The organism is Cryobacterium sp. GrIS_2_6 (genome assembly GCF_035984545.1).
GTDB lineage: Bacteria > Actinomycetota > Actinomycetes > Actinomycetales > Microbacteriaceae > Cryobacterium.
Genome location: NZ_JAXCHP010000001.1, coordinates 3,565,067 through 3,586,088 on the forward strand (window position 1 = coordinate 3,565,067; position 21,022 = coordinate 3,586,088).

At 66.3% G+C, this 21,022-nt stretch carries 20 protein-coding genes and 1 pseudogene; 13 read left to right on the forward strand and 8 right to left on the reverse strand.

Annotation, left to right across the window (positions count from 1 at the left end):
• Positions 1-24: 24 nt before the first annotated feature.
• Together RCH22_RS17245 and RCH22_RS17250 are read right to left on the reverse strand one after the other, a co-directional pair.
• A complete protein-coding gene (locus RCH22_RS17245) occupies positions 25-1,023 on the reverse strand; it encodes a cyclase family protein (RefSeq protein WP_327014877.1) in 999 nt (332 codons plus the stop codon).
• Positions 1,020-2,033, reverse strand: a complete 1,014-nt coding sequence (locus RCH22_RS17250) for a fumarylacetoacetate hydrolase family protein (RefSeq protein WP_327014878.1) — start codon at positions 2,031-2,033, stop codon at positions 1,020-1,022. Before RCH22_RS17250 ends, RCH22_RS17245 begins: the two co-directional genes overlap by 4 nt.
• A 144-nt stretch (positions 2,034-2,177) precedes the next feature.
• Here RCH22_RS17250 and RCH22_RS17255 point away from each other — a divergent pair, with 144 nt between their 5' ends.
• The 3 genes from RCH22_RS17255 to RCH22_RS17265 all read left to right on the forward strand — a co-directional run bounded on the left by RCH22_RS17255 (position 2,178) and on the right by RCH22_RS17265 (position 5,573).
• Positions 2,178-3,119, forward strand: a complete 942-nt coding sequence (locus RCH22_RS17255; protein WP_327014879.1) for a LysR family transcriptional regulator — start codon at positions 2,178-2,180, stop codon at positions 3,117-3,119.
• Between the two features lie 118 nt (positions 3,120-3,237).
• Positions 3,238-4,257 carry a VOC family protein gene (locus RCH22_RS17260; RefSeq protein ID WP_327014880.1) on the forward strand — a complete coding sequence of 340 codons (1,020 nt, stop codon included), beginning with the start codon at positions 3,238-3,240 and terminating at the stop codon, positions 4,255-4,257.
• Positions 4,258-4,325: 68 nt separating this feature from the next.
• Complete coding sequence (locus tag RCH22_RS17265; protein WP_327014881.1) at positions 4,326-5,573, forward strand: MFS transporter; 1,248 nt, start codon at positions 4,326-4,328, stop codon at positions 5,571-5,573.
• Here RCH22_RS17265 and RCH22_RS17270 read toward each other — a convergent pair.
• Positions 5,555-6,208, reverse strand: coding sequence for a helix-turn-helix domain-containing protein (locus tag RCH22_RS17270; RefSeq protein ID WP_327014882.1), 654 nt, complete (start codon positions 6,206-6,208; stop codon positions 5,555-5,557). The two genes, RCH22_RS17265 and RCH22_RS17270, sit on opposite strands and share 19 nt — an antisense overlap.
• A gap of 85 nt (positions 6,209-6,293) precedes the next feature.
• Between RCH22_RS17270 and RCH22_RS17275 the strand changes: the two genes are divergently transcribed.
• Together RCH22_RS17275 and RCH22_RS17280 are read left to right on the forward strand one after the other, a co-directional pair.
• Entirely contained in the window at positions 6,294-6,974 is a 681-nt protein-coding gene (locus RCH22_RS17275; protein WP_327014883.1) for an SDR family NAD(P)-dependent oxidoreductase, read from the forward strand.
• A 157-nt stretch (positions 6,975-7,131) separates the two neighbouring features.
• Entirely contained in the window at positions 7,132-7,614 is a 483-nt protein-coding gene (locus RCH22_RS17280) for an aldo/keto reductase (protein ID WP_327014884.1), read from the forward strand.
• Positions 7,615-7,728: 114 nt separating this feature from the next.
• Here the strand turns inward: RCH22_RS17280 and RCH22_RS17285 are convergent, their stop codons facing one another.
• Both RCH22_RS17285 and RCH22_RS17290 read right to left on the reverse strand, forming a co-directional pair.
• On the reverse strand, positions 7,729-8,370 hold the full coding sequence (locus RCH22_RS17285) for an NAD(P)-binding domain-containing protein (RefSeq protein ID WP_327014885.1): 642 nt from the start codon (positions 8,368-8,370) through the stop codon (positions 7,729-7,731).
• 70 nt (positions 8,371-8,440) lie between these two features.
• Positions 8,441-8,785, reverse strand: coding sequence for a hypothetical protein (locus RCH22_RS17290; RefSeq protein ID WP_327014886.1), 345 nt, complete (start codon positions 8,783-8,785; stop codon positions 8,441-8,443).
• 329 nt (positions 8,786-9,114) lie between these two features.
• On the opposite strand from RCH22_RS17290, the gene RCH22_RS17295 reads away from it, so the two are divergent.
• Positions 9,115-10,104: an aldo/keto reductase gene (locus RCH22_RS17295; RefSeq protein WP_327014887.1), complete on the forward strand. Its 990-nt coding sequence runs from the start codon at positions 9,115-9,117 to the stop codon at positions 10,102-10,104.
• Positions 10,105-10,142: 38 nt separating this feature from the next.
• On the opposite strand, the pseudogene RCH22_RS17300 reads toward RCH22_RS17295, so the two are convergent.
• A pseudogene (locus RCH22_RS17300) lies at positions 10,143-11,066 on the reverse strand (EAL domain-containing protein).
• Between RCH22_RS17300 and RCH22_RS17305 the strand changes: the two are divergent.
• Complete coding sequence (locus RCH22_RS17305) at positions 11,000-11,344, forward strand: hypothetical protein (protein ID WP_327015589.1); 345 nt, start codon at positions 11,000-11,002, stop codon at positions 11,342-11,344. The pseudogene RCH22_RS17300 and the gene RCH22_RS17305 sit on opposite strands and share 67 nt — an antisense overlap.
• 220 nt (positions 11,345-11,564) lie before the next feature.
• Positions 11,565-11,726, forward strand: a complete 162-nt coding sequence (locus RCH22_RS17310) for a hypothetical protein (protein WP_327014888.1) — start codon at positions 11,565-11,567, stop codon at positions 11,724-11,726.
• A gap of 192 nt (positions 11,727-11,918) precedes the next feature.
• On the opposite strand, the gene RCH22_RS17315 is transcribed toward RCH22_RS17310, so the two are convergent.
• Positions 11,919-12,365 carry a VOC family protein gene (locus RCH22_RS17315; RefSeq protein ID WP_327014889.1) on the reverse strand — a complete coding sequence of 149 codons (447 nt, stop codon included), beginning with the start codon at positions 12,363-12,365 and terminating at the stop codon, positions 11,919-11,921.
• A 313-nt stretch (positions 12,366-12,678) separates the two neighbouring features.
• Here RCH22_RS17315 and RCH22_RS17320 point away from each other — a divergent pair, with 313 nt between their 5' ends.
• The 3 genes from RCH22_RS17320 to RCH22_RS17330 all read left to right on the forward strand — a co-directional run bounded on the left by RCH22_RS17320 (position 12,679) and on the right by RCH22_RS17330 (position 17,541).
• Positions 12,679-13,698, forward strand: a complete 1,020-nt coding sequence (locus RCH22_RS17320; RefSeq protein ID WP_327014890.1) for an ABC transporter permease — start codon at positions 12,679-12,681, stop codon at positions 13,696-13,698.
• Between the two features lie 86 nt (positions 13,699-13,784).
• Entirely contained in the window at positions 13,785-14,897 is a 1,113-nt protein-coding gene (locus tag RCH22_RS17325; RefSeq protein ID WP_327014891.1) for a substrate-binding domain-containing protein, read from the forward strand.
• Positions 14,898-14,994: 97 nt separating this feature from the next.
• A complete protein-coding gene (locus tag RCH22_RS17330) occupies positions 14,995-17,541 on the forward strand; it encodes an ATP-binding cassette domain-containing protein (RefSeq protein ID WP_327014892.1) in 2,547 nt (848 codons plus the stop codon).
• A 77-nt stretch (positions 17,542-17,618) separates the two neighbouring features.
• Here the strand turns inward: RCH22_RS17330 and RCH22_RS17335 are convergent, their stop codons facing one another.
• Positions 17,619-18,497, reverse strand: coding sequence for an NAD(P)-dependent oxidoreductase (locus tag RCH22_RS17335; protein WP_327014893.1), 879 nt, complete (start codon positions 18,495-18,497; stop codon positions 17,619-17,621).
• 304 nt (positions 18,498-18,801) lie between these two features.
• Here RCH22_RS17335 and RCH22_RS17340 point away from each other — a divergent pair, with 304 nt between their 5' ends.
• Positions 18,802-19,581, forward strand: a complete 780-nt coding sequence (locus tag RCH22_RS17340) for a glucose 1-dehydrogenase (protein WP_327014894.1) — start codon at positions 18,802-18,804, stop codon at positions 19,579-19,581.
• A gap of 57 nt (positions 19,582-19,638) precedes the next feature.
• Entirely contained in the window at positions 19,639-21,021 is a 1,383-nt protein-coding gene (locus RCH22_RS17345) for a Xaa-Pro peptidase family protein (RefSeq protein ID WP_327014895.1), read from the forward strand.
• Position 21,022: the final 1 nt, after the last annotated feature.

Consider the following 21,022-nt stretch of genomic DNA (forward strand, 5'->3'; position numbering starts at 1 on the left):
GGTCCTGCTGGTGGTGTTCTCGACCTATTTGATGGCGATCGGGTTCACCGGGGCGCCGACGGCGCCGGTGAAGGGGATGGGCGCCGCGACGAGGAAGAAGTCGAACCGACCGTCGCGCGAGCAGTCGCCGGCAAGGGCGTCGAGATCCCAGAGCTCACCGATCGACAGCCCCATGTTGGGGATGGCGATCTGGTGCAGCGGCTGGAATGCGTCATCGAACTCGTTGGGCCGAACCTCGAAACCCCAGGTGTCTGTGGCGACGCCGGCGACCTCGCGGGAGTGGAGCCAACCCGCGGTCGTGAACGACAGTCCGGCGGACGGCCCGCCCGCATAGTCTTTCCAGCCCTCGCGGCGTGCCCTGGCGAGCCGACCCGTGCGGACAAGCAGCAGGTCTCCCCGTCCGACGGCGGCAGACGGACCCTGTGCCGCGATCGTGGCATCCAGGTCGTCAGGGGTGATAGCGTACCCGTCGGGCAATTCGCCGGGGGTGCCGAGGCTCGCCCCGAGCAGGGCGCCGACGTCGAGGAGAACGCCGCGGCTCACGAAGCTGTCCTTGGTGTGTTCGATGCCCGTGACGAGGTCACCCTCACTCGTGACCACTGTCTCGGCGGGTCGGCCGTTCCAGGCCAGACCGCGGTCGAAGATGTGACCGAGACCATCCCATTGAGTGGATGCCTGCAACGGCATGGACACGACATCGTCAGCACCACCCAGGCCGTGCGGGAAACCCTGGTTGCCGAGAGCGGCATCCGCGCCGGTATCGAGCATGGTGTGCACCGGATTAGTGCGCCGACGCCAGCCGTTCTGCGGTCCGTCGCCGTCGAAGGACTGCGCGAGCGAGAACGAGGTCCCCCGTCGGATCAGCCCGGCGGCCTCCGCGCGCTTGGCGTCGTCGATGAAGTTCAGGGTGCCGAGGACGTCCTCGTCTCTCCAGCGTCCCCAGTTGCGCACCGCGGCCGCGGCCGCCTCGATGGCCGCCAGCGGGTTGGCCCGGTCGAGCGGATGCTCGTGAGCGGTGCTCATTCGCCCGCCACCTCGGCGATGACCCGGGTGCGCTGGGCGCCGAGGCCGGTGATCGTCGACTCCATGACGTCGCCGTCGCGGAGCATCCGACCCCACGCCGCCCCGTTTCCCGCCGGGCTACCGGTCAGGATCAGGTCGCCGGGCTGCAGGCGGACCGTCTGGGACGCTGCCGAAACGAGTTCTGCGACGGTGAAGAGCATGTCGCCGGCCTCCTCATCCTGCATCGTCCTGCCGTTGAGGGTCAGCGTGAGGTGCAGCTGCTGGGGGTCGCTGACAAAGGCACTCGGAACGAGCCAGGGCCCGACGGGAAGAAACCCGGGGGCGTTCTTGCCCCGGAACCAATCCGTGCCGATCTCGGGCATGTCCCGGCGGAACACGAGGTCCCTGGTCGTGAGATCGTTGACGATCGTGTACGCCGCGACATGCGCGAGGGCCGCGTCAGGTGATACACGGAAGGCGGGTTCACCGATGACCGCGGCGAGTTCGAGTTCCCAGTCGTGCTTCTGGGAATAGCCGGGCAAGATGACGTCCTCGGTCGGCCCCGTTATCGCAGAGGGCAAGCCGATGAAGAAATAGGGGATCCCGCTGGCCTTGCGGGCATCCATCATGGCCGCGGTCTCGTTTCGGACCTGTTGCTCGGTGCGACCGTTTGCGAGATCTGCGTGCGACACCGCGAGATCGACAACGTGCTTACGATAGTTCGCGCCGGCCTGCAGCACCTGGCCCGGGGCGATCGGCGACTGCGGAATCACGGAGCCTGTCGGCAGCCAGGAACCGGTTGCCGGAGCCGCGGCAAGGCCGCTGAGGGTGGCGAAGACTGTCGCCCAGCTCTCCAGCAGGGCGCGGGTGCCTGCCGGCGTGCTGAGAACATCCTGCGTCGTACCCAGCTCGGCGGCATCAGGTCGTAGATCGCGAACCCGATCGCCGCTGACCAGGCCGACAAAATGAGCCGGGTGAGAAGCCTTCTGCCCGGCAAAGAAGCCGAGGGCCCACGTGTCAGGGTTGGTCATGGTGCTGGGCTCCTTTGCCGTGCGGTCTTCCTGACGGGCAGCTCCGTGCCGGACGCCCGAGAGCAACTGTGCCAAGGCTCGAAGTATTCGGGAAGGTGATTCTCGCTATAGCTGTTATAGACGTGACTGATATAGCCTCCAGCCATGCACACGATCAACGTCGATCTGAATCTCCTTCTGCCCCTGCGCGCGCTCCTCGAGGAGCGAAGCGTCAGTCGGGCCGCAGAGCGGATGAAGATGAGCCAGCCGTCCCTGTCCGCCGCGCTTGCGAAATTGCGCAGGCACTTCGGCGACGAGCTGTTGCAGCGGAACGGTAACGCCTACGAACTCACGCCCCTGGCGGTGCAACTCCTTGAGCGGTCCTACACCGCCACGCGAAGCGTGGACCGGGTGTTCGCGGCCCAGGCCGAGTTCGACTCCTCGACCAGCCGGCGGGAGTTCTCGATCTACAGTTCGGATTACGGCATGGCGATGCTCGGGGGGGCGCTCGCGACAGTGCTCGGGGAGGCGTCAATGGGCGTGCGGGTTCGATTCGAGAGCATGTCGTCGAGCGTTGTGAACAGCGCACCGGACTCGTTGCGCGAACACGACGGCATGCTCCTGCCCCACGGGTACCTGACCGGCACGAGCAGCCACCTCGACCTCTTCGAGGACAAGTGGGTGTGCGTGGTGGCGCCCACCAACTCCCTCGTCGGCGAGACGCTCTCGCTCAACCAGCTCTCCGACCTGCCCTGGGTCATGTCCTTCGCCGCCCAGACCGAGTTCACCCCCGCGGCCAAGCAGATGCAGATGCTCGGTGTTGACGTCCGGGTCGAAATCGGAGTTCCCGGGTTTCTGGCCGTGCCGGCCGTGCTCGAGGGAACGAACCGCATCGCCCTGATGCAGGAGCGCCTCGCTCGTCGGTTCGAGAAGACGGGGCAGCTCCGGCTCCTGGCGACACCGTTCGATGCGGTGCCATTCCGTGAGGCATTCTGGTGGAACCCCGTGCACGATCGGGAGCCCGAACACGCGTGGCTGCGTTCGGCGCTCGTTGCGGCCGTCGAACGCACCGCACTGACTCCGGCGCCAGCCCACCGAGGGGTATAGCCAGGGCCTATTCCCGCTATCACCGAATAGGCATTCCCAATGTGCTTTCGAGAGTGCAGTGTGATTCCACACAGGCCACGCCATACCTCCCCGGCGGCCGCAACTCGGAGGATCAACGATGATCAAGCTGCTTTCCCACCTGTCCCACGTCCGGCTGGCGACGCCGGACGTTGAAGCATCCGCTCGATTCTATGAAGAGCAGATGGGCGTGCGCGTGGTCCACCGCGACGATGAGAATGTCTATCTGCGCTGTTGGGGCGACTACTACCAGTACAGTCTCGCGCTGACCGAAGGCCCGGAGCCTGCGCTCGTCTGCATGGCATGGCGGACGACGAGCGACGAAGCCCTCGATGAGGCAGCGCGGCGCATCGAGAGCGCCGGAATCGCGGGGACCTGGAAGGATTCCAGCTTTGCGCTCGGTCGCTCCTATACCTTCACCGGCCCGTACGGCCACACCATGGAGCTGTTCTGGGACGTTGAGAAATTCGTGGGGGAGGGCGAGCACAAGTCGATTTATCCGGACCGCCCCGAACGCCGCAGCAAGCACGGCGTCGCCCCCCGCCAGCTCGACCACGTCACCGTCGCGGCATCCGACGTCCTGGGTTTCGCAGCGTGGTACAGCGACGTCCTCGGCTTCCGGATCATGGCCCATACCGTGCTCGAGCACGCTGACATCAATGTCTTCAGCGTGCTGACCACGAACGAGAAATCCCACGACCTCGGCGTGGTGCTGGACAGTTCGAGCCGCCTTGGCCGGGTCAACCACTTCGCGTACTGGGTCGACACCCGTGAGGACCTGCTGCAGGCCGCAGACATCCTGATGGAAAACGGCTTCCCGATGGAATACGGGCCGTCGATCCACGGGATCGGCGAGCAGAACTTCCTCTATTTGCGCGACCCGAGGGGCATGCGCATCGAGGTGAACACTGGCGGCTACCGCAACTACGTGCCGGACTGGGAACCGAACACCTGGCGCCCATCCGAAGGCTCGAACAACTTCTATCGCAACGGTTCGATGCCGATGTCGATGACCGAATCCTTCCCGCCGGATGCCGCGCCCTCGGCCACAGAAGAGGGCATCGTTCCTGGAACGGAGGAGCAGCTCCTGAATCCCTATGCCGTGCAGGGCCAGGGCTGAAGCACCCACCGCACCATCGCCGACGGCTCGCACCCGCGAGCGCGACACAACGACCCGAAAGGCGTTCAATGACGAACATCAGCCCCAACTTCGCGCCACTAACCGTCCAGGATGCGACGATCATCCCGGTGACCAACCGGCCGGCTACCTCACTGCAGGGCATCTTGCTCCTGATCGGAAGCTGTCTGCCCGTGCTGGGGGCGGTGCTGCTCGCACCGATCCTGCCGACCCTCAGCGAGGTGTTCGCCGCGGAACCGGGCGCGGAGGCGCTCGTTCCGCTCGTCCTCACCATCCCGGCTCTCATGATCGCGATCATCGCGCCGTTCGCGGGGGCGATCGTCGATCGTCTTGGCCGAAAGCGACTGCTCGTCGGTGCGCTCATCGCTTACGGAATCCTGGGCACCGCGCCCCTGTACCTGAACGGCCTCGGCGCGATCGTACTGAGCCGGGTCGGGGTGGGCATCACCGAGGCTGCGATCATGACGTGTTGCACGACGCTCCTGGCCGACTACTTCGTGGGCAACCGGCGAAACCGCTACTTCGGGTTGCAGACAGTGGTGACCTCTCTCGCCGCGACCGCATTCTTCGTCATCGGTGGAGCCCTCGGGGCCAGCGGCTGGCGCACACCGTTCTGGCTGTACCTTGCGAGCCTCGTGCTCGTCATTCCGGTGGCCATCTTCATCTGGCAACCTGCCTCCACCCGGGCCGGCGTTGGGAAGGCGAAGCTGCCACCCATTCCGTGGCGCGGCCTCACACTGCCGCTCGTGGTCACTCTTTTCGGCGGCGTCATGTTCTACGCCCTCATTGTGGAACTCCCCTATGTGCTCGACGGCCTGGGAGTGAAAGACGTCGCGATCATCGGGGCAGCTACCGCGACGGCCTCACTGGCCACGGCGATCGGCGCCATCCTGTTCCGCTGGATTGCCCGCCACGGGGCCGCCAGACTACTGCCGCTGGCCCTGGGCCTTGCCGGAGCCGGCCTTGTCGTCGTCTGGTTCGCTCCATCCGTTCCCATTGCCGTTATCGGCGCGGTGATCACGTCCTTCGGCAACGGCATCTTGCTGCCGACGCTGCTCACCTGGGCGGTTTCGGGCCTGGCCTTCGAGCAGCGCGGCCGGGGAACCGGCCTGTGGACCGGCGCTCTCTTCTTCGGGCAATTCGCCTCGCCGCTCCTTCTTCTGGGAATCGGCGCACTTCTGGGTGGCCTCCCCGCCGCGCTGGGGGCTCTCGGTCTCGCCTCTGTCGCTCTGGCCGCAGCGCTGGCCGTCGCGCTTCCCCGGCGCGCGGAGACGGTGCGTTACTCGGCAACTTCCTGATCGACTGTCGCCGGGATTCGCTCAGTCGTAGCTGACAGCGAGTCCCCGGCGAGGAGTGCAGAGAGCGCGGTGTCGTCCGGGTACCGGGTCCAGGCCACGTGCACATCGGCGACGAGGTCGCGATGGAACTCAACGAGGTGCTCCGGGCTGTGCTCGACGAACGACGGGCCCCCGGCGAACCGGTTCCAGAGGAGGTTGGAACCGCGTCCCGCCGCCGGAGCCTCACCGAACAAGGTCAGCCAGAGGTCGTTGACCAGCAGGGTATCCCAGGCGGCAGAGAAGACCGCGACGGGGACTTCACTGAGCCGGTCGACGACGTACTGAACTCCCGGCGTCACGCGCCGGGGGACCATGGTCTTCGTCGGCACCGCTACCCCGCCGATGCGGAACAGGTGGTCCCGTTCGTGGTCGGTGAGTCGAAGCGCGCGGGCGAGTGACCCGAGCACCTGCGTTGACGGATGCGTGGCGCGGCCCTGCTCGAGACGAACGATGTAGTCGACGCTGAGGTTGGCGAGCATCGCGAGCTCCTCGCGGCGCATCCCGGGCGAGCGTCGGTCTCCACCGGACGGCAAACCCGCCTCAACGGGAGAGATCCGGTCGCGCCACGCGCGAAGCAGGGAAGCAAGTTCTGGCATGGCTCCACTCTGCCCTTCCCTGCTGGGCAGCGGGTGGTACTGGCAGTCCAGGCAAGTGTCTCGGGCACGGCCGCAGGCTGGAATCATGACAACAACACTCATCACCGGTGCCAACAAGGGGCTCGGACTTGAAACCGCCCGCCTACTCCTCGGGGCCGCACACACTGTCTATGCCGGCATGCGCGACACGGCCAACGGCACGGATGCTGCGGCTCTCGGCGTTCACGTCGTGCAGCTGGACGTCACGGACGACGAGTCCGTCGCATCCGCGCTCGCCTCACTGCCCGAGCTGGACGTTCTGATCAACAACGCCGGGATCGTCGGCTCGCACGCCGGAGTCGACGAATTCGGTGCGGACGACCTGGCCGCGGTCTTCGACACCAGCGTGTACTCCATCGTCCGCGTCACCAGGGCCGCCCTGCCGCTGCTCAGAGCGTCCGGCAACGCCGTGATCGTCAAAGTCGCAAGTGGGCTCGGGTTCCCGCGTTTTGTCACAGACCCCGCCCGCGTCGAATCGACGATCACCGGCCTTGGCTACATGACGTCCAAGGCCGCCGTGATCATGCTCACCCTGCAGTACAGCAAAATGCTGCCGTCGATGCGGGTGAACACGATCGACCCCGGTTACACGTCCGCCGCGCTCAACGGCCACAGCGGTCCCCAAACCGTGACAGAGGGCACGGATGCCGTCATCGCGATGGCGACAATCGGTACGGACGGTCCGACCGGAACGTTCAGCGACCGTGACGGTCTCATCGCCTACTGACGTCTACGGGCGGACGAACATCTTGAGCGCCAGGCGATCGGCCACCGCCTGTAACCGGCGGGTACGTCATCGAGGCCCACGAATCCGTGGCCCATTCGCGCGCCCTGCGCGGTCTCCGGCTTGGACGAGTGCGGCCACCCAGATCGTCAAGGCGCAGGTGGCCGCACGCGACCGGAACCTCGCCGGGTTCGTCACCGAAGAGCCGCCCTATTCGCTCCTCGTCCGCGGCATCGAGCAGGACGTCCTTCCCGCGGCACGTCGTTACGGCATGGGCACCCTCACCTACAGCCCACTCGCCGGCGGGTGGCTCTCCGGCAGGTGGCGCAAGGACGCCGCTCCCGTCCCGACCTCGGCGGCACGCCCGAGCGCCCGTTTCGATATGACGAGCGTCGCGAACCAGCGGAAGCTCGAGGTCGTCGACGCCCTCGCCCGGGTCGCCGAGGAGGCCGGTCTCACACTGATCCAGATGGCGATCGCGTTCGTGATCAACCCTCCCGGAGTCACCTCGGCGACCATCGGCCCGCGCACGATGGAGCAACTCGCGTCCCAGCTGCCGGCCGCCGGCATGACCCCGTCGACCGAGGTCCTCGACGCCATCGACGCTCTCGTCGCCCCCCGGCGTCACCCTGAACCCCGATAACAACAGCGACGGCGCGACCGAACTCACCCCGGCTGCGCGCCGCAGCTGACGATCGCCGACCTGTCTCGCGGCACGGCGGATGCTGCGGGGGCCGAAGGTGAGACCGCACGAAGGTCAGACCGTGCGCGGGGCCTTGGCGAGGTTGGCCTCGAGCTCGGCGGTGTTCTGGCGGATGACGTAGGCCGGGCGGTCGCGCTCGACGCGCCAGCTCTCGGAGAGCGGGCCGATGTTCACGGTGTCGAAGCCGAATTCGTCATACAGCTTCGTGACGAAGTCGGAGGCATCCGCGAAGTCGGATGCAGTCGCGAGCGCGCGACGCGCCGGGTCGCCAGCGGGGTGCGCGTCTCCGGTGATGTCGACGGCCATGATGTGGTTGAAGCCCTTCGCCACACGGGAGGTGGGCAGGTGCGCCTGCAGCATGCCGCTCACGGTCGCCTCGCCCTTGTCGAGGGCGTCGATGTGGCCGTCGCGTTCGAAGTAATAGTTGTTGGTGTCGATCACGATCTTGCCAGCGAGTGGCTCGACGGGCACGTCCGCGTATGCCTTGAGCGGCACGGTGACGACGGCGACGTCGGCGGCCTCTGCCGCCTGGACGGCGGTTCCGGCTGTCGCCTTCGGGCCAAGTTCGGCCACGAGGTCCGCGAGGGTCTCCGGGCCGCGAGAGTTGCTGATCACGACGTCATAGCCGCTCTCGATCGCCTTGCGGGCGACCTGGCTGCCGATGTTTCCTGCTCCGATGATTCCGATAGTTGTCATGATCGGGACAACGAGGTCCGGGCGGGAAATGTTCCCGCATCAGCGAAAAGTACGCGCCTGGCGAAATCGTTCAGACGGCAAATCGGGTGATGGCCGAGGCCGGCCCGCCGCCGGGAACGTCGTCGGCGCGGACCGCGAGCACCCGCGCGCCGGAGAGCAGGGCCCGGCGAGCGATCTCGTCCACGACGCCGTAGTTGTGGGCGTCGTCGACGTCGTCGAAGGTGATCGCACCGGAAGCCTCGTCGACGTACCCCGGGATCTTCCGGTCGATGTCTACAACGAGGGTGTCGATGGCGCCGTGGGTTGCGGCACGGGCGATATCGCTGAGGTCGGTGGCGCCGCGGCCCTCGTTGAAACGGGCCTCGATCAGATCGGAGAGTTCGCCGAGCTGGGCGGCGTAGAGCCGGTCAAGCACGGGGCGAACGGTGGCTGCGAGCTCCTCGGAAGACCGACGGTCGGAACCGGACTCGTGGGCAGTTGGATCGAGACGCAGAACGGTTCCCGCACGGCCGCCAGCTGCCGGATCGACGTTGGATTGGGGATGTCGGTGTGCAGCATGTCTGGCCCGTACCTTCCGGAGAGTCGTTGTCAGGTTCCTCGTGCGTCCCCGCGACGACGACAGTGTGGCCCCGGCTCGGGAGGGCCGCGCGGCGCATCCGTGCAGCTGCGGACCGTAGTGTTCCAGTGAGGGCTCGATCGCCAGGATGTGTGGTTCGGGCCGGTCGCGACAGAGAGGGATTGAACATGGAGTATCGCCGTTTGGGCAAGTCCGGGCTGCAGGTCAGCGAGGTGTCCCTCGGGTCGTGGGTGACGTTCGGCAAGCAGGTGCGCGAGGACGACGCGCTGGCGCTGATGACGCTCGCCTATGACTCGGGGATCAACTTCTTCGACAACGCCGAAGGGTATGAAGCCGGCGCATCGGAGGCGCTGATGGGGGCCGCGCTGGAGAAGCTCGGCTGGGGGCGTGACTCCTATGCCGTGTCGTCGAAGGTCTTCTGGGGCGGCTCGAAGCCCACCCAGCGAGGCCTGTCGCGCAAGCACGTGACCGAAGCATGCCATGCCGCGCTGAAGCGCCTTCGGGTGGACTACCTCGACCTCTACTTCTGTCACCGTCCCGACATCGATACGCCGATCGAAGAGACCGTCTGGGCGATGCACAACCTCATCACGCAGGGCAAGGTGCTGTACTGGGGAACGTCGGAGTGGAGTGCGCAGCAGATCACAGAGGCCCACGCCGTCGCGCGAGCCCTGCACATCACGCCGCCGACAATGGAACAGCCGCAGTACAACATGTTCACGCGCCAGAAGGTGGAGAGCGAGTTCCTGCCGTTATACGACACCTTCGGCCTCGGAACGACCATCTGGTCGCCGCTGGCCTCCGGGGTCCTTACCGGCAAGTACAACGACGGGGTTCCGGCCGACAGCCGGATGAACCTCCCGGGCTACGAGTGGCTCAGGGCGGAGTGGGAATCCGAAGCCGGGAAGGCCAAGCTCGAGAAGGTCCGCAGACTGGCGATCGTCGCCTCGGATGCCGGACTGCCGTTGACGCACCTGGCGTTGCTCTGGTGCTTGCGCAACCCTCGGGTGTCGACCGTGATCCTGGGGGCGAGCAAGAAGGCGCAACTGGCCGACAACCTCGCGGCCCTGGACTCGAAGGCCGCTCTGACCGCCGAGGTGATCGCCGCGATCGAGGAGATCCTCGGCAACGAACCGCCTGTCCCCCAGCGCTACTGAACTCACCCGCGGGGCGCTGGCACCGTCCTTAGGCCGTCTCAGCGGGCGAGTACCGCGACCGAAATGTCCGGCTGCGGGCGCGCGAAGAGATAGCCCTGACCGTATCGGCAGCCCATGTCGCGGAGGAGCTCAAGCTGTTCGCTGGTCTCGATTCCCTCGGCGGCGACGTCGCGTCTGAGGGAATCGGCCAGGTGCAGGATTCCCCATACGATCGCCTTGTCGCGGTAAGAGGAGACAAGGTTGTCGATGAAAGTCATGTCGATCTTGAGCAGGTCGACCTCCAGCGAACGGAGCTGGGCGAACGAGGACTAGCCGGTTCCGAAGTCGTCGATCGCGAGGCGGACGCCGAGATCGCGCAGTTCGTCGAACGTGCGGGTCGCCGAATCCATGACGTCGATAACGGCGCTCTCGGTGAGTTCGAGCCAGAGCTCGCCGGGCGCCAGCCCGGTCTCGATGAGGGCGCGGCGAACGACGGTGCCGAAGTCCGAGCGCACGAACTGCCGCGCGGGGACATTGACGCTGACGGCTTGATCGGCATCGAGCGAAGTGGCCGCCGAACACGCCTGCCGAAGCACGGCGCGGCCGATGTCCCTGATCAGCCCGGTCTCCTCGGCGATCGCGATGAAATCGCCCGGCGCGACGATGCCGATTCCCGGTCGCCGCCAGCGCGCCACGGCCTCAGCCGCCGCGACCCGCGGGTCCTGCAGGTCGACGACCGGCTGGTACCAGGTCTCGATCTCACTGCGGCCGACAGCAGTGCGAAGCCAGATTTCCGTGTCGACGATGAAGAGCACGCCGACTCCACGGTGAGCCCTGGCGGCGAAGAGGAGTGCCTGGTCGAGCCGGTCGAGACGGTCTTCCGCCACGCTTCGGGCACCCGCTTCGCGTCGCCCGCGTGGATGTTCCGGCCCCAGCCGTCTCCCCGCGACGCCTCGACGCTCAGGCCGGTCATCCGCATCCACTGCTCGTTGGTTGTGGTGACACCGCCGCTGGCGTCGAATTGCACGATGCCGACGGGCACGATGCCGACGGGCACGATGCCGACGGGCACGATGCGGATGAGCGCGTGCACTCGCTCGGCTGTTCTGGCCAGTTCGCGGGTGCGGTCGTGCACCGCGTTCTCGAGGGTCGCGTTGGCCACGGCCAGGGCGTCGAAAGCGCCGTCGCGTTGGACGTCGAGTGCGCGGAGACGTCCGGCCGCGATCCATGCGACGCCGAGGACGCGCCCGATGGTGGATGAGACAAGCAGCGCGTCGCCCAATTCGGCATCGAACCAGCCTTCTCGCTGGGCCCAGAGGCGCAGCCACCCGAGGAGGAACGGGCCGAGAATGATGACGGGGAGGCCGCTTCGGAGCAGCCGGCCCGCACGCCGACGATCGCGCACCAGGCGCACCAGGCCGACGTCCGGCCGTTCGAGCAGGACGGCCGCGGCGATCGCGCTCACGCACAGGACGGAGAGCGTGGAGATGTTCAGCGGCCGGCCGGCCGGCGTCGCTCACGGCCGATACTCCGTACGCGGCGCTGAGGATGGTCAGGAGCACCAGCAACAGGGTGAGAACGCCGAAGCCGGCGGTGACGGCGGCACCCGCCACGCCACGGAGGCAGAAGGCGAGTCAGAGTAGCACGAGCGAGAGTGCGGTCCCGATCGCCATTCTTGGCGGCGATTCACCGAGGCGGAGCCCCGGCAGGTCGAGCATGTACCACCGGACCACGGAGAAGAGGGTCACCAGGGCGACGAGGGCGGATCGTCGTTCTGCCGCGCTCAGAACGGCTCATCCGCTCTCGCGAGGAAGGGGGGAGGTGTGGGGGCGTGCTCAGGCGGGCGACTCCCAGATTTCCAGCTGGATGCCGTCGGGGTCGCGCAGGTAGGCCCATCGGGAACCGATCAGGGCGCCGGAATCGAGAGTGACGGGCGGTGCGTTGAATACCGCGCCCTTCTCGACCAGGTCCCGGTATGCCGCGTCGAGGTCCGACACTTCGAGGCACACATGCGCGCTGCCGACATCACCGTTGCTTCGATCGAAGTCGCGCCCCTCCGGGTGCCGGTATTCGAGGAACTCCAAGCGGGTGTTACCGATCAGGATCATGGAGAACGCCAGGGCGGCATCGTTTACCTGGACGCTGCGGGAGAGTGCCTCTCCCGAACCCTCGCTGACGGGACCCGGAGTGAGCCCGAACATTCGCGAATACCACTCGAAGGAGCGCTTCATGTCGCGCACCGTCACTCCGACGTGGTGCACTCCGAGAACCTGGAAGGCCATCTGACTCTCTCCTCTGCGTCCCGCCGTACTGCGGGTCGCTGTCGTCGTATTCTCACTCGACTCACATTCTGCTGCGTCGGGCCCGATTTGTACAGTGTCACTACACAAGCCTGCACCGGTCGCGCACGCCGGATCGCGGGGGATGGTCCTTCGCAGTGGTCAAGGACGATCGAACTTCCCCAGACCTCGGCGTTGCCGATTCTCGAATCGTTACCGGCAACTACTTGTGAACAGCTCTGGACTTTTGTAAAGTGACGCTCAACACACAGCGCGTGACATCGATGTTGCCCGGTGAGAATTGTTGGGAGAAAGCATGATCGACGCAACGGCGCGTGAACCGGCGAAGCTACTCAGTTCGCGACTTGTCGTCTCCAAGGGATTCGTCACCGTCGGCGTATCCACGGTGCTGCTCTTCGTGGTCTGCGCCCTTGTCGCGCCGACGAGCGTCTCTGGCGGGGCCGTGCTCGGGATGATCCCCTTCGCCGCCGTGCTTGCGATCGTCGGCCTCGGCCAGATGCTGGTCGTGCAGCAGGGCGGCATCGACCTCTCCATCCCCGGCGCCGTTTCGCTCGCCATCGTGATCGTGAGCCACGAGCCGGACGGTGACAACAGCAGGCTGTTGCCCGCGGTCGTTCTGGCGCTGGCCTACGCGATCGGGGCCGGCCTGCTCAATGGCTTCATGGTCGGCCGTCTCGGACTCAACTCGATCATCGCCACCCTGGGAACGAATGCGCTGCTCTTCGGGGCCGTCCTGGGTATTTCCGGCGGCACGCCGCGCAGTACGACCAGCCTGCTGGCCGGCATTGCCGGCGGCCTGACCTGGGGCATCCCGAACTCAGCCTTCTTCGCTCTCGCCGCGCTGGCGCTCGTGACCGTCATGGTCAAGCGCACGGTAGCCGGGCGGCGTTTCGAAGCCGTCGGGGCGAACCCGCTGACTGCCCGTGCGACGGGCCTGCGCGTGACGATCCATCAGTCGCTGGCTTTCGTGTGGGCCCAGCTGCTGTACTGCCTGGCCGGCATTCTGCTCGCCGGCATCACCAACCAGCCCACTGCCTTCCAGGGCGACGCATACCTGCTTCCGGCGGTCGCGGTCGTCGTGCTGGGCGGCACGTCGTTGCTGGGTGGCCGCGGGTATCCCATCGCCACGGTCATCGCGGCGTTGTTTCTGAGCCAGCTCGACCAGTTCGTGCTGTCGCTCGGCGTGCCCTATGCGGTGCGCACCCTCGTGCAGGCTGCGGCCCTTGCCATCGGAGTGGCGCTGTACACGGTGGACTGGGCGGCATTCCGCCAGAGGTTCATCCGCAGGTCCCCCCGGATCGGCACCCCGGCATGACTGCTACACACCGGGGACAAGGTTTTCGACGGAGCGGTCGAAATAGTGCGACAGAGGCGTCGCTCTCACAATGGAGGAAATCAAACATGAAACGTCCCAAGAGTCTCGCAATGCTCGTTATGTCCCTCGCCGCAGCTTCGCTGGCGCTCGCGGGCTGCAGCGGAACGTCATCCAACTCGGGCTCCGGCTCGACGGCGGATGCCGGAACCTCTGTGGCAGGGGCACCATCGTGGTGCGGTCCGAAGAAGATCTCCCTCGGTCTGCTCGACGGCTTCGGAGGAAACAGCTGGCGCCTGGTGACGACGGCGGCCGGTGCCGATGAGGCCAAGCTGTGCCCGAGCGTCACAAGCTACGAATACGCGGACGGCCAGGGCGACACCCAGAAGGCCATCTCGGACATCCAGGGCATGGTGGCCAAGGGCGTCAATGCGCTCGTCGTGTTCCCGGACGCCGGCCAGGCCATGCTGCCTGCCCTGCGCAGCGCATACAAGGCCGGCGTCGTGACCGTTCCTTACCGTGTCGACCCGGGCGGCAAGGACGGCGTGGACTACGACGCCTGGATCGGCGCGGATTTCGTGACCGACGGCAAGAACTGGGGCAACTGGCTCAAGACCAACCTTCCCAAAGGCGGCAATATCCTCTTCATCAGCGGGCCGAAGGGCAACAGCCAGGCCGTCGACGAGCTGACGGGCATGAAGTCGGTGATCACCGACCCGAAGTACGTCTTCATCGGCGAGACCCCCGAGGTCACCAACTGGGACCCGGCACTCACCCAGCAGGTGCTCACCGCGGACATCGCGAAGTACCCGAAGATCGACGCCATCGTCTCGGACTTCGGTCCGTCGCTCGTGGGGGCCCTGCCGGCCTTCGCGAAGAGCGGACGTTCCGTGCCGGCCATCGTCACCTCCGACGGCAACTCCCTCGGTTGCTTCTACGCGGACAACAGCGCGGCTAACCCGGACTTCAAGCTGATGACGGTCGCCACCGGAAACGACAACGTGCGGCTCGCCGTCGACTACGCGGTCGCGAAGGCGACCGGTGGCGTGCTCCCGACCGACACGGTCTTCAAGGCCCCGGCCTTCGAAGACTCCGTGAGCGGAAAGCCGAGCACCGTGCAGTGCAAGAAGGACCTGCCCGGCGACATCTATCTCTCGGCGAAAATGTCCCCTGAAGACCAGGCGGCCCTGCTGAAGAAGTAGGCCAACCGGTGCCTCCATCGGGTCGGTCGCGATTGTCGCGACCGACCTGACGGCTGGTTCGTTCCCCACACTGCACAGACAGGAAAAGGTCACAACTGTGAACAACCACGACACCGTCGACGTGACGACGCCGGACAAAGTCGAGCCCGGCGCCCCCGCAACCCTCGTGATGTCCGACATCTCGAAGCTCTACTCCGGCGTCGCGGCCCTCTCGGACGTTTCCGTCGAGATCCTGCCCGGCGAAGTCCACGCCATCCTCGGTGAGAACGGCGCGGGCAAGTCGACGTTGATGAACGTGGCCTCGGGCACAGCGCAACCCGATGGGGGCAGCATCACCTTCGAGGGCACCCCGATCGGCGTGCTGACACCGGCCATCGCCGTGCAGCTCGGAATCGCGATCGTCCACCAGCATCCCGCCGTGCTCCCGGACATGACCGTCCTGGAAAATCTACAGGTCGCCCTGCCCGCCGTAGTCCTCGCGTCTGGTGCGTCGCTGGAAGCCACCGCTACGGCGCTGCTCGCCGACGCCGGCCTGAGCGTGCACCTCCAGGATCGCGTAGAACTCCTGTCCGTTGCCCAGAAGCACCTGCTCGAGATCGCCAAGGCTCTTGCCCTCAAGCCGAAACTCCTCATCCTCGACGAACCGACAGCGCCCCTCGGTCAGGGATCCGTCGACCTCCTGTTCGAACGCGTGCGCAGGTCCGTTGCGAACGGAACGGCCGTCGTCTACATCACCCATCGCCTGGCCGAAGTCCGCGAGCTCGCCGACAAGGTGACCGTGCTGCGGGACGGCCGCGTGCGGGGCAGCGCCAGGGTCGCCGACATCACGGATGACGAACTGCTCGCGATGATCGTGGGACGCAAGCTCGAATCGACCTTCCCGCCCAAGCACATCGGCTCGCCAGACGACGAGACGAACTTCTCGATCAACGGACTGAGTGGATCGGGATTCGCCAACATCTCGATCAGCGCCCGCCCGGGCGAGATCATCGGCATCGCCGGGGTCGTCGGAAACGGACAAAGCGAACTGATGCGCGCGCTCGCGGGTCTGGACTACTTCACGGGAACGGTCGCCATCGCCGGCAAGACCTTGAACTCCCGGCAACTCCTCCAGGAGGCGGCATACATGCCTGCCGATCGGCACCGCGAGGGCCTCCTGATGTCCCTCTCGGTGCGCGAGAACGCCGCCGTCTCGGCACTGGCGAAGTTCAAGCGGGGACCGTTGCTCAGCCGCAAGCGGGAACTGGGCACGGTGGCCGAGACGCTCGGTTCTCTCGCGGTCAAGGCCGCATCGATGGATTCCGTCGTCTCCTCCCTGTCCGGCGGCAACCAGCAGAAGGTGGTCCTGGCGCGGGCGCTGCTCTCCGAGCCGCTGCTGGTCGTGGCCGATGAGCCGACGCAGGGCGTCGACGTGGGTGCCCGGGCCGAGATCTACCGGATCCTGCGTGAGGTCTCGGCCTCCGGCATCCCCGTCGTCGTTGCCTCCTCAGACGCGAAAGAGCTCGAGGGGTTGTGCGACCAGGTCATCGTGATGTCGCGGGGGCACGCGCTCGAAGTGCTCCAGGGCGCTGCGATCAGCGAAGAACGCATGATCCACGCCGCCGTCCGTTCGACGACCCGATCGGTGTCCGTCGTTGCGGACGCCGAGGCCTCGAAGCACTCCGGTCTCCGTCGTTTCCTGCAGGGCGACTACGCCCCCGCGGTGCTCTTGGTCGGTGTCATCGCCCTGCTCGGGTCATTCCTGTTCAGCCAGAACGCCCGCTACCTGTCCGACTTCAATATCTACTCTGTGCTCACCCTCGTCACGGCGCTCGGTTTCATCGCCCTGGGACAGACCATTTCGCTGCTGATCGGAGGTATCGATCTCTCCGTCGGGCCCCTCGCAGGGTTCCTCGTGGTGATCGGGTCGTTCTTCATCAATGATGACAAGTCCGTGATGGTGATCGTCCTCGGCTTCGTGCTCATGATCGTCGTGGCCGGCATCGTCGGCGTGATCAATGGATCGCTGATCAGGTTCGCCCGGTTCACCCCCATCGCCGCCACGCTGACCGTGTACATCGCGTTGCAGGGATTCAGCTTCCTGCTCAGGAGCTCCCCAGACGGCTACATCAACTCGGCGGTCACCGGAATCATCGGGTGGCAGCTCGGGCCGGTTCCCGTTGCCTTCATCGTGCTCGTCGCGGCCACGCTCGTGACCGAGTTCTTCCTGAAGAAGCGGCGCTGGGGATGGCGGCTGCGGGCAACCGGGTCCAACGAGGAATCGGCGCGCAGGAACGGCATCAATATCAACTGGACCGTCATCCTCGCTTATGTGGCCACCTCACTGTTCGCGTTCGTGGGTGCTGTGATGCTGATGGCGCAGATCGGGGTCGGCGACCCCGCCCAGGGCGTCGGCTACACGCTGACGAGCATCACCGCGGTCGTGCTCGGTGGAACGAGTCTGCTCGGCGGGCGAGGCACCTTCATCGGCACGCTCCTCGGTTCCATCCTGTTGGTGCAGGTGCTCAACGCGACGTCTTTCCTCGGCTTGTCCCAGATGTGGCAGTACCTGTTCCAGGGATTACTCATCCTGGTGGCGGCGATCGTCTACTCGGTCGCACGGCGCAACAACAAGCGCAGGAAGAGGTCTTTCGCGCTGAGGTAGGCCGTCGGGACCCTGGTTCCAGACGAAGGACCGCCGGGCACGATTTGTGCCAGGCGGTTCTTCGTGCCCGAGAGGGCTCAGTCCGAGGTGCTGAGCACCCGGGTGATCTCGGCGATGGCCGACCAGTCGAGGGGCGCGAGTTCGGGATCGGCCAGAGCCCGCTCGAACATGTCGCGCAGGACGGGCGCCGTCGGGAGCACGACGCCGCTCGCAGCAGCAGCCCGCTCCGCGAGGGACAGGTCCTTGAGGCCGAGCCCCACGCTGAAACCGGGCGGGCTGTATGCCTTGCGGGCGATGAGGCTTCCGTAGCCCGTGTACACGCTGCCCGTGAATGCGGCATCGGTCAGGATCTCGACGAAGGTCATGGCGTCGACTCCGCCGTGTTCGACCAGGGTCACCGATTCTGCGAGGGCCTGGAGCGCGTGGATGAGGTTGTAGTTCACGCCGATCTTGACCAGGCTTGCCGTGCTCGGCCGCTCGCCGACGACCCAGGTGCGCTTACCGATCGCGTCGAGCCAGGACTGCGCCCGGGCCGTTGCGCTCTTCGTACCTGCTGCGACCACATTGAGTCTCCCCGCGGCCGCGATGTCGGACCGGCCGAGGACTGGAGCCGCCACGTAGTCGATCCCGGCAAGGGAGTGCAGGTCGGTCAGCCGGTCCGTTGCCTCGACGCTGAGCGTGGCGCAGTTGATGTGCAGGGTGCCGGCCGGCGCATCCGCGAGGGCCTCCGCACTGAAGACGGCCTCGGCGGCCGCGTCATTGGCGAGCATCGAGATCACGGTACCGACGCCGAGGGCGTCGGCGATGGAGACCGCCCGGGTGGCGCCGGCCGCGACGAGGGCGTCCACCGCACCGGGCGATCGGTTCCAGACGTGTACCGAATGGCCGGACTCTATGAGGCGGTCTGCCATGGCAGAGCCCATTTCGCCGAGCCCGATGACACTGATGTCCGACATAGTTCACGCCTTCCAGATTGTCTTGCGGTTTCCGGATCCCGAGTGCCGGCCACCGGCCGGGTGCTCCGTCGCGCCGGATTGTGGCGCAACCGGTCGCTGTGTGCAGTTCCAGTGAACACTACCGTGAGTTCCCGGTCTGCTCAACGTGATTCCCCCGGAATGGCAGTGGTCGCTTGATAAACCCGACTCCGCTGAGTTGAATGTCAAGCAACACCTTGTGCAGTGAGACTGTACAAAATAGTATTGCTGCGAGACCCCGGCCCCGACCGGACACCAGACTTCGTACTGCAAAGGAACAGAACACGTGGGCATTCGACTTGCCGAAAAGACCGTCGTCGTCACAGGCGGCGCATCCGGAATCGGAGCCGCCATCGCCAGGGGCGTGGCCGCCGAAGGCGCGAACGTGATGATCGTCGACCTCGACCTGGCGGCAGGCCAGCGGATCGCGGATGACATCGTGGCGCACGGCGGTGCGGCGGCGGCTGCGCAGGCGGACGTCACGGACCGCTTAGCGGTGCGGTCCGCCGTCGAGGCTACCGTCTCCCGCTTCGGCCGCCTCGACGTCTACTTCAATAACGCCGGCATGAACTCACCCATGAGGTTCCTCGAGATCACTGAACGGAATTTCGAGCTCGTGATGAAGGTCAATGCGCTCGGGGTGCTCATCGGTACCCAGGAGGCCGCGAAGCAATACATCGCCCAGGGTGGGGGCGGCAAGGTGATCAACACCGCTTCGATCGCGGGCAGGACCGGCTTCCCCAATTTCGCACCGTACAGCGCGGCCAAGGCGGCAGTGATCTCCCTCACCCAGGCGGCGGCACGAGCCCTCGCCCCCGAGGGGATCACCGTCAATGCCTTCGCACCGGGTGTCGTCGCCACTCCGCTCTGGACGAAGCTCGACGCCGAGCTCGCCGAGATGGGGGCCGGCGACTCCGGCTTCGACTCGATGGCCGGCGACATCCTGCTGGGCCGGCCTGCCGTGCCCGAAGACATCGTGCCCACAGCGGTATTCCTCGCCGCGAGAGATTCCGACTACATCACGGGTCAGGTCATCCCCATCGAGGGCGGCATGATCCTCGTCTGATCCGGCAGCCCGCCCACCGACACTCTGCACGACACTCAGCAAAGGAATGACACGACCGTGACCACAGCCACTTTCGGAACCAACGCCGTCGACTGGGAGGAGCGCATCCAGTTCGATCGCCTCCGTACGGACAGGCTCGCCAAACTCCGGCGTGAGCTGGCCACCTCGGACCTCGGGGCCGTGCTCGCCTTCGACTTCTCCAACATTCGCTACATGTCGTCGACCCACATCGGAACCTGGGCCATGGACAAGCTCATCCGCTTCTCTCTGCTCACCCGGCACAGCGACCCGATCGTCTGGGACTTCGGGTCCGCGGCCAAGCACCACCAGCTCTACAATCCCTGGCTGCAGACCACGACGGCCGAAGCGGATGCCGACCCGCACGCTCCGCACCACGGCGCCGTCAGGCCCCGGGCCGAGAACGGTGCCCGGGCCGGAATCTCGACCCTCCGCGGAGCCTTCCACCCCGACGCGGGGATCGCCGAGGGCGTCGCCAAAAAGATCAAGCGCGAACTGGAGAAGTTCGGCCTGCAGAACGAGCCGCTCGGCGTCGACGTGATCGAGCTGCCCATCCTGATGGCACTGCAGAACGAGGGGATCCGGGTCGTCGACGGCCAGCAGGTGTTCCTCAACGCCCGGGCGGTCAAGACCGGTGACGAGATCGCACTGCTCACGCAGGCCGCGTCGATGGTGGATGCCGCGTACGAATCCCTCTATGAATTCCTGCGGCCGGGCGTTCGCGAGAATGAGGCAGTCGGCCTCGTCTCGAAGGTGCTCTACGACCTCGGATCTGAGTACGTCGAGGGCGTGAACGCCATCTCGGGCGAGCGTTGCTCCCCGCACCCGCACGTCTTCTCCGACCGGTTGATCCGGCCGGGCGACCCCGCTTTCTTCGACATCCTGCACAGCTATCAGGGCTATCGCACCTGCTACTACCGCACCTTCGCTGTCGGGTCGGCGAGCCGGGCGCAGCACGACGCCTACAAGATCGCCCGCCAGTACATGGACAGGGCGATCGCGCTCGTGCGCCCGGGTGCCACCACCGCCGACATCGTCAAGGTCTGGCCGACGGCCCAGGAATTCGGCTTCCCCGACGAGGAAGCCGCCTTCGCCCTGCAGTACGGCCACGGCGTCGGCCTCTCTATCTGGGAGAAGCCGATCTTCTCCCGGCTCGTGTCCCTCGACCACCCCGAGGTGCTCGTGGAGGGCATGGTCTTCGCCCTCGAGACCTATTGGCCGTCGGCGGACGGCATCGGGGCGGCCCGCATCGAGGAAGAGGTCGTCGTCACCGCCACCGGGTGCCAGGTGATCACCAAGTTCCCGGCAGAGGACCTGCTCGTCGCCGGCCAGCGCTACTACAGCGTCGGCGGACCGTTGTCCCTGGTGCGCGACTCCCAGTCGCACCTCAACACCGCCGCCGGTCGCGGCGAAGCCGAGTAGG